This window comes from Phenylobacterium sp. (assembly GCF_031412415.1).
In the GTDB taxonomy this organism is placed as follows: Bacteria; Pseudomonadota; Alphaproteobacteria; order Caulobacterales; family Caulobacteraceae; genus Phenylobacterium.
Genome location: NZ_JANOCX010000270.1, coordinates 1 through 7,008, shown reverse-complemented (window position 1 = coordinate 7,008; position 7,008 = coordinate 1). Strand labels below are relative to the sequence as shown.

The 7,008-nt window shown below is 70.3% G+C and carries 8 protein-coding genes and 1 pseudogene; 6 read left to right on the top strand and 3 right to left on the bottom strand.

Annotation, left to right across the window (positions count from 1 at the left end):
* Positions 1-810 (bottom strand): annotated as a pseudogene (locus RMO04_RS13135) (phospholipase); the annotation flags it as partial.
* Positions 811-1,015: 205 nt separating this feature from the next.
* On the opposite strand from RMO04_RS13135, the gene RMO04_RS13130 reads away from it, so the two are divergent.
* Positions 1,016-1,315 carry a hypothetical protein gene (locus RMO04_RS13130; RefSeq protein ID WP_309645229.1) on the top strand — a complete coding sequence of 100 codons (300 nt, stop codon included), beginning with the start codon at positions 1,016-1,018 and terminating at the stop codon, positions 1,313-1,315.
* A gap of 453 nt (positions 1,316-1,768) precedes the next feature.
* Here RMO04_RS13130 and RMO04_RS13125 read toward each other — a convergent pair whose 3' ends face one another.
* Positions 1,769-2,188: a DUF983 domain-containing protein gene (locus tag RMO04_RS13125; protein WP_309645228.1), complete on the bottom strand. Its 420-nt coding sequence runs from the start codon at positions 2,186-2,188 to the stop codon at positions 1,769-1,771.
* Between the two features lie 69 nt (positions 2,189-2,257).
* Between RMO04_RS13125 and RMO04_RS13120 the strand changes: the two genes are divergently transcribed.
* A complete protein-coding gene (locus RMO04_RS13120) occupies positions 2,258-3,604 on the top strand; it encodes a PLP-dependent aminotransferase family protein (RefSeq protein ID WP_309645227.1) in 1,347 nt (448 codons plus the stop codon).
* Here RMO04_RS13120 and RMO04_RS13115 read toward each other — a convergent pair.
* Positions 3,601-3,987, bottom strand: a complete 387-nt coding sequence (locus RMO04_RS13115) for a hypothetical protein (RefSeq protein ID WP_309645226.1) — start codon at positions 3,985-3,987, stop codon at positions 3,601-3,603. The two genes, RMO04_RS13120 and RMO04_RS13115, sit on opposite strands and share 4 nt — an antisense overlap.
* A gap of 145 nt (positions 3,988-4,132) precedes the next feature.
* Here RMO04_RS13115 and RMO04_RS13110 point away from each other — a divergent pair, with 145 nt between their 5' ends.
* The 4 genes from RMO04_RS13110 (at position 4,133) to RMO04_RS13095 (ending at position 6,766) form a co-directional block, all read left to right on the top strand.
* Entirely contained in the window at positions 4,133-4,423 is a 291-nt protein-coding gene (locus tag RMO04_RS13110; RefSeq protein WP_309645225.1) for a hypothetical protein, read from the top strand.
* A 90-nt stretch (positions 4,424-4,513) separates the two neighbouring features.
* Positions 4,514-4,786, top strand: coding sequence for a DUF3297 family protein (locus tag RMO04_RS13105; RefSeq protein WP_309645224.1), 273 nt, complete (start codon positions 4,514-4,516; stop codon positions 4,784-4,786).
* A gap of 102 nt (positions 4,787-4,888) precedes the next feature.
* Positions 4,889-5,386 carry a hypothetical protein gene (locus tag RMO04_RS13100; RefSeq protein WP_309645223.1) on the top strand — a complete coding sequence of 166 codons (498 nt, stop codon included), beginning with the start codon at positions 4,889-4,891 and terminating at the stop codon, positions 5,384-5,386.
* A 93-nt stretch (positions 5,387-5,479) separates the two neighbouring features.
* Positions 5,480-6,766, top strand: a complete 1,287-nt coding sequence (locus RMO04_RS13095; RefSeq protein ID WP_309645222.1) for an amidohydrolase family protein — start codon at positions 5,480-5,482, stop codon at positions 6,764-6,766.
* Positions 6,767-7,008: the final 242 nt, after the last annotated feature.

Genomic DNA, 7,008 nt, shown 5'->3' with positions numbered 1-7,008 from the left:
CATGTAGATGCAGGTCTTGGCCGCCGCGATCGAGGCCAGATACAGCGCCTCATTCTCGCGGATTTGCTCCGTCGGTCCCCAGGCGGCGGCGGAGCGCGAAAGACCAACCCTGGTGTTGCGGAACTGCGGCGTCACGCCGTCGGGCCAGGGGTCGCCCAGGTCGCCGCTCGGGGGCGCGGGCACGGCCTCGCCCGTCGCCCGTTTCCAGCGCTCTCGGAAAAGCTCGCCCAGCGCCTGGGCCGGGCCGCCGTCCACCAGGCTCATCACCTCGTGGCGCGGGTCGAAACACGGCGGCGTTCCGGGCCGCGCCGAGCGTCGCGGGTTCTCATCGTGGTGGTCGCAGGTGTCCCACCGATCCGGCCCGAAATCGCAGCCGCCGCAGAAGGCCACGGCGTCGTCGATAACCACCACCTTCTGGTGATGGCTGGCGCCGGGGGGAAGCCGACCGTCCAGCACGAAGCGGACCCTGGAATGCCGGAAGGCCTTCGCCGCACGCTGGGGATAGAACTCCTGGCTGAGCGCGATCGGCAGGGCAGCCTTCCAGCACAGCACCCGGATGTCGAGGTCGGGTCGCGCCTGCGCCATGGCGCGCAGGAAGATGGCGATCTCGCTGTCCTCGGGCGAGGCGTCGTTGATTGTGGAGTCGAATATGGTTCGCGGATGGAAGGCCCACCCCAGGATGTGGACCGAACGCGTGGCCTTGACGATCGCCGCCTTCACCGCGGCGAAGTAGTCTTCCACATCAATGAACACCGCGACCCGCGGCGCCGTCTCGGCGCGCCAGCACGTCGTCCCGGGCTTCAACAACAAGACCGCGTCCCCCTCGTGATCGAATGGAGCCAAGGCTCCTGACGGCCCCGCTTGGCCGCCAGCGCACCAACGGCGATCGCGGCGATCGGTTGCGTCATGCGCGTTGGGGGGCGCGATCACCGCGAAGCCGTGGATCAACAGGCGTCACCGTGCGTTGATGCTCGGGCGTCGTCGGGCGTCGGAACACTTCCAGGAGAAAACACCAATGCGTTCAATGATCGTGCTCGCCGCCGCTGCCGGCCTCGTCCTCGCCGCCTGTTCGCCGAAGACCGAAACCGAGGCCGCCGCCGCCGCCGACCATGCTGGCGAGGCCGCCGCTTCCGCGGCGAACGACACCGCCGCCAACGCCGAGGCCGCAGCCGCCACAACCGCCGCCGCCGTCGACAACGCCGCTGACCAGACCAGCGCCGCGGCCGCAAACGCCGCCGACAACGCCGCTGAATCGGCCGCCGTGGCCGAGCGAAAGGCCGACGCCGCCGCTGACGCCGCCGCGGCCCAGCGCTAGGACTGACGCCGGAAGCAAGAAGCCCCGCCGGCCACAAGGCCGACGGGGCTCCCCACGTCTAGAATTCCCAGGGACGGGAGTTCTGCGAGCATAAGGCGGCCAGCCGATCCGGAGTTCCCGTCGACGGCGCGCGCGAGCCCCTCCTGCCAGTGACGCCATGGCCGCAAGCCGCGACGGACCAGATACGAAAAGGGCGCTTCCGACCGAGCCGGAAGCGCCCTCGCCTGTCCCCACAGGCAGACCTTGTCGCCTCTGGGCGCCACGTCTTCAAAACATGGCGCCTTTGTGGCGGATATGACGGCGTTCGCCAAGTGTTGGATTGTCGCAGGCATGAGGGAGCCCCGGCCCTCTTGGGGAGTTCCGGGGCTCAGGCGAAGGCGGTGTCGGGGGCGACCAGGCCTTCGCACCCTCAATAATTCCCCAGGCGCGTGTCTGTTCCGCGCCTTCGCGGAATTAATCGCGGGCGCGTCCACGCAGGCCAAAACCGCCCTCGCCATGGCCGCCCAGGCTGGAGAAGCGCGCCTCCTCGGCCTTGTGGAAGTACTGCGACGCCACCAGCCAGGCCTTCACCGGCCTAAGGCTCGCCAGGCAACCGATGATCAAGGCCGGGAAGGTGGTCAGCAGGTGGACCCAGATCGGCGGATGCCAGGCCACCTCGGCCCAGGCGAACAGGCCGATCACCACGATCCCCACGCCGCTCATCACGAAAAAGGCCGGGCCGTCCGCCGGATCGGCGAAGCTCAAGTCCAGCCCGCACTGGTCGCATTCCTTGGCCACGGTCAGGAACCCGGCGAACAGCTTGCCTTGCCCGCAGCGCGGACAACGGCAGCGCAGGCCCGAGATGATCGGCGGCGGAGGGTCATAGGTGGGCATGCGTACAATCCTTGAATGGATACATACAATCTGATAGTAATGTATGCATTCCAGCTCGGATTTGCAACCATGACCCTGCCCACGGCCCGCTGGTTGACCCGCGTGGATCGCGACGACGGCCCGATCTACCTGGCCATCCTCAAGGCCCTGGAATCGGCCATCGTCGACGGCGACCTCCAGGCCGGCGAACAGCTTCCGCCGCAGCGCGCGGTGGCGGTCCAGCTCGGCGTCGACTTCACCACCGTCACCCGCGCCTACGCCGCCGCCCGCGCCCGGGGCATGGTCGAGGGCGCCGTGGGGCGCGGCACCTTCGTGCGCGGCCGGGCCAGCGAGGATGAGGCCGGCCTGATCGACCTCTCCATGAACCTGCCGCCGCCACCGCTGGACCTGTCGCTGGGCCGGCTGCTGAAGGAGACCAGCCGCGCGGTGCTCGATCGCACCGATCCCGCCGCCCTGATGGCCTATCACCCCGGGGCCGGGTCCCTGGCCCAGCGCGCGGCGGGCGCCGCCTGGCTGGCCCCGACCCTGGGCGAGGTCTCGCCCGAGGCCATCCTGGTCTCGCCCGGCGCTCAGACCGCGCTGGCGGCGTTGTTCACCACCCTGATGCGCCCCGGCGACGCCCTGATCGTCGAGCCCCTGACCTATCCCGGCGCCCTGTCGCTGGCCGCCCATCTAGGCCTGCGCCTGATCGCCTGCCCGACCGACGACGAGGGCGTCCTGCCCGCGGAGTTGGACCGCCTCTGCGCCGAGCATCGCCCCAAGGCGATCTACCTGATCCCCACCCTGCAGAATCCGGTCGCCACCACCATGGGCCCGCAGCGTCGCGGCGACGTGGCGCGCGTCGCCCAGTCAGCCCAGGTTCCGATCATCGAGGACGACGCCTATGGCCGCTTGCCGCAGGTCCCGCCGCCCGCCATCGCCGCCCTCACGCCGCGGAACGTCTGGCACGTGGCGACCACGGCCAAGGCCCTGTCGCCCGGCCTGCGCACCGCCTTCGTCGCCGCGCCCAGCGCAGATCAGGCCCTACGGCTCGCGACGGCCCTGCGCGCCATGTCCCTGATGGCCTCGCCGCTCACCACCGCCGTCGCCACCGCCTGGATCCGCGAGGGGACGGCTGAACGCCTGCTGGCCGCCGTCCGCGCCGAGACCCGCGCGCGACAGACCCTGGCGCGGGACATCCTGCCGAGCGCGGTCGGCGGCCCGGATGGCGTCCATGTCTGGCTCGACTTGGCGCCCGGCCGCGACCCGTCCGCGCTGCGCGACGACGCCGCCCGGCGCGGCCTGTCCCTGGTCACCGCCCAGGCCTTCGCCGCCGGGCCGGGCGCCCGCGACGGTCTGCGCATATCTCTGGGTGGCCCCGCCCGGCGCGAGGTCCTGGCCCAGGCCCTCAGGGCCGTGGCCGATCTGCTGGCCTAACCCGCGCGGTACGGCAGGTAGCCGCGCTCGACCATTCGACGCAGGGCCTCATAGGCCTCGGTCAGCTCTTCATAGGCCATCCGCATCTCGGCCAGGTGGGTGACCTGCTCGGGGTTCGGAGGCTGGGAGGTCTCGGTGGAGGCGAGGGCAGCGGCGATCCACTGCGCGCGCGCGATGGCCGCGGCCACCGCCAGGCGCTGAAACTTGCCGGCGTCGGCATGGCCCAGCACATGGGCGATCACCTCCTGGTTGGAGGCGTAGACGGTGTAGTCGATCCGCTCCATCTGTCCGCGCAGCCGCCGTTGGGCCTGCGGATCGAGCATGGCGTCGGGTTCGAAGTGGTCGATGGCGCGTCTGACGTTCGACGTCCGGGTGACGGACATGTGCGACCTCCAGGTCACGGCCCGCGCGTGCTGGCGGGGCGGCCCATGGTGGGAGTCGGACTTTAAGGTTCGATTGATGGATTTCGACTGAACCAGACTCGATTTCGCGCGCTTACAGGGCTTCGATCTCACAAGGACGTTACCTATGCGCATCACCACCCTGACCCTCGCCGCCGTCGCCGCCCTGTCGCTCGCCGCCTGCTCCAAGCCCGCCGACAAGGCCGTCGACGCCCAAGCCGACGCCGTCGAAGCCCAAGGCGAGCTGAAGGCCGACGCCCTGGAAAACAAGGCCGAGGCCATGGACGCCCAAGCCGACACCATGACCGGTCCGGCGGAAGCCAACGCCGAGGCGAACGCCGACTCCATGCGCGCCCAGGCCGACGCCACCGAGAAGGCCGCCGACGCCAAGGCCGACGCCATCGAAGAGAAGAAATAGCCCGACCTCGCGAGGCGCCCGGTGAACGCCGGGCGCCGATCGCGCGCAAGACAGATTGGCTTCCGTCGCGCGTAGCGTTAAACGCCGAGCATGAGCGACACGCCCCCCGACCGACTCTCGGTCAACCCGAACAGCCCCCACCACGACGCCGCCGCGCTGGAGCGCGGTGTCGGCGTCCGATTCAAGGGCGTCGAAAAGACCAACGTGGACGAGTACTGCGTCAGCGAGGGCTGGGTCCGCCTCAGCGTCGGCAAGACGGTAGACCGCAAGGGCGCCGCCATGACCGTCAAGCTGCAAGGCGAGGTCGTCCCCTACTTCCAGGACATCGCCGCCAATACGCCGTCGGACGCCGCCGAGAGCTAGGCGCGCTTCGCCCAGTGCGCTATTGAAGCTGATCGGGATAAAGCGGTGTCCCGATCAGGCCAATGGCCCAACCACCGCGCATCTCCGCATGGAGAAAGCGCAATGGCCCGATTTCACACACGCCCTGCCACCACCCGGCGTTTCGTCCTGCTCGGCCTTCTCGTCTCGGGTCCCGTCTCGGCGGCCAACCGGCCCTGCGCCGCGCCGCGCGTGCTTTTTGTTTGCCCCGCCGGGACCGTGAAGAGCGCCATCGCCCGCGAGCATCTTAGGGCTCGGGCGGCCGCGCGCGGCGTGGCGGTTCAGGCCAGCTCGCGGGGTGTCCAAGTCGAAGATCACGTCTCGGCGGCGCTCGCGGCGCGGCTGCGGGCGGACCGCGTCGCTATCCATGCCGAGCCGCCGCGTCGTCTGGCCGCTGCCGACATCGACGACGCCGACCTGGTGATCGCCTTCGACGACGCGATGCGGGCGCCTGGCCTCGAACGGGCGCGCACCTGGAAGATTCCCTCATGGAACACCAGCTACGAGGACGCCAAGGCCGCCCAGGCGCCGCTCATCGAGGCCCTGCTGGACGAACTGGCCGCGCGGCCCTGCCCCTCCTGAACCGACGCTCAGCGACTTGATTTCCCGCCGCCCCCGGTCCCCACTCCGTGTTGTCACGGCCTCCGGGGAGCTGTGGAATCACGGAGCAGATCGATGAAGGCTTGGGGATTGATCCTGGCGACATGGCTGGCCGCGAGCGCCGCCCAGGCCGAGACGGTCTATGTCCGCGCCGGCCGGCTCATCGATCCTGAAAAGGGCGTCGTCCAGTCCGACCGGCTGCTGAGGGTGGTCGACGGCCGTGTCGCCGCCAACTCCGCCTGGGCGTCGCCGCCCGCCGATGGGCGTCTGATCGACTGGTCGGCCTACACCGTCCTGCCCGGCCTCATCGACATGCACACCCACGTGGCCGACGGCTACGGGGCCACCAACGACCCCGCCGAGCCGCTGAAGCACTCGGCGACCGCCACCATCCTCAAGGGCGCGGAGACCGCCCGGATCACCCTGCACGCCGGGTTCACCAGCGTCCGTGACGCAGGCGTCTATCGGGGCCTGAGCGACGTGGCCCTGCGCGACGCTATCGAGGCGGGACAGGTCGAGGGTCCGCGCATGAAGGTCGCAGGCGCCTACATCACCGTGCCCGGCGGCGGCGGGGCGGTCACCGGCGCCGCGCCAGACGTGATCATCCCCGGCGACTTCAAGTTGGGCGAGACGCGCAGCCCGGCCGAGGCGCGCGACCGGGTGCGATACCTGCTCCAGCAGGGCGCGGACTTCATCAAGCTGATCGGCACCGGCGCGGTCCTGGCGATCGGCAGCGAGCCCGGCCAGCTCGAGCTCACCGAGGAGGAGATGAAGGCCGCCTGCGATGAGGCCGCCGCCCGCGGGAGCTACTGCATCGCCCACGCCCACGGGGCGGCCGGGATCAAGGCCGCCATCCGCGCCGGCGCCCGCTCCATCGAGCACGCCTCGCTGATCGACGACGAGGGCATCGCGCTCGCCAAGGCCAGGGGCGTCTGGCTGGACATGGACATCTATGACGGCGATTGGATCGACGAGGTCGGCCGCCGCGAGGGCTGGCCCGCCGAGTACCTGCGCAAGAACACCGAGACCACCGAGCTGCAACGCCAGGGCTTCCGCAAGGCGGTCAAGGCCGGGGTCAAGCTCAGCTACGGCACCGACGCCGGCGTCTATCCGCACGGCCTGAACGGGCGGCAGTTCGCCTACATGGTCCGCTACGGCATGACCCCGATGCAGGCCATCCAGTCGGCCACCACCGGGGCCGCCGCCCTGCTGGGCGCCAGCGCCGATGTCGGCGCTCTGAGGCCGGGCCACCACGCCGACATGATCGCCGTCACGGGCGACCCGCTGAGCGACATCGAGGTGCTGACCCGCGTCCAGGGCGTGATCAAGGGCGGCAAGCTCGTCAAGACCCCGGCGCCCTGAGCCGCCCTACCCCGCGGTGGGTTTGGGATCGATCCCTCGGCCACAGCGGCCTGACCGCAGGTAGCGCAGGCTCGCGGCCTACAGCAAACCCGTCAGACCCATTCGCGGCGGCCCGTTCTCGCAGTTGGCGGTCAGCAGGCGTTTCAGCTCGACAAGGCCGCCATCCTTGTCGAAGGCGCTGAGCTCACCGCGTTTGTCGAGAGCCAGGAAGATGTCGAGGCCCTCGCGCCACAGGGCGCAGG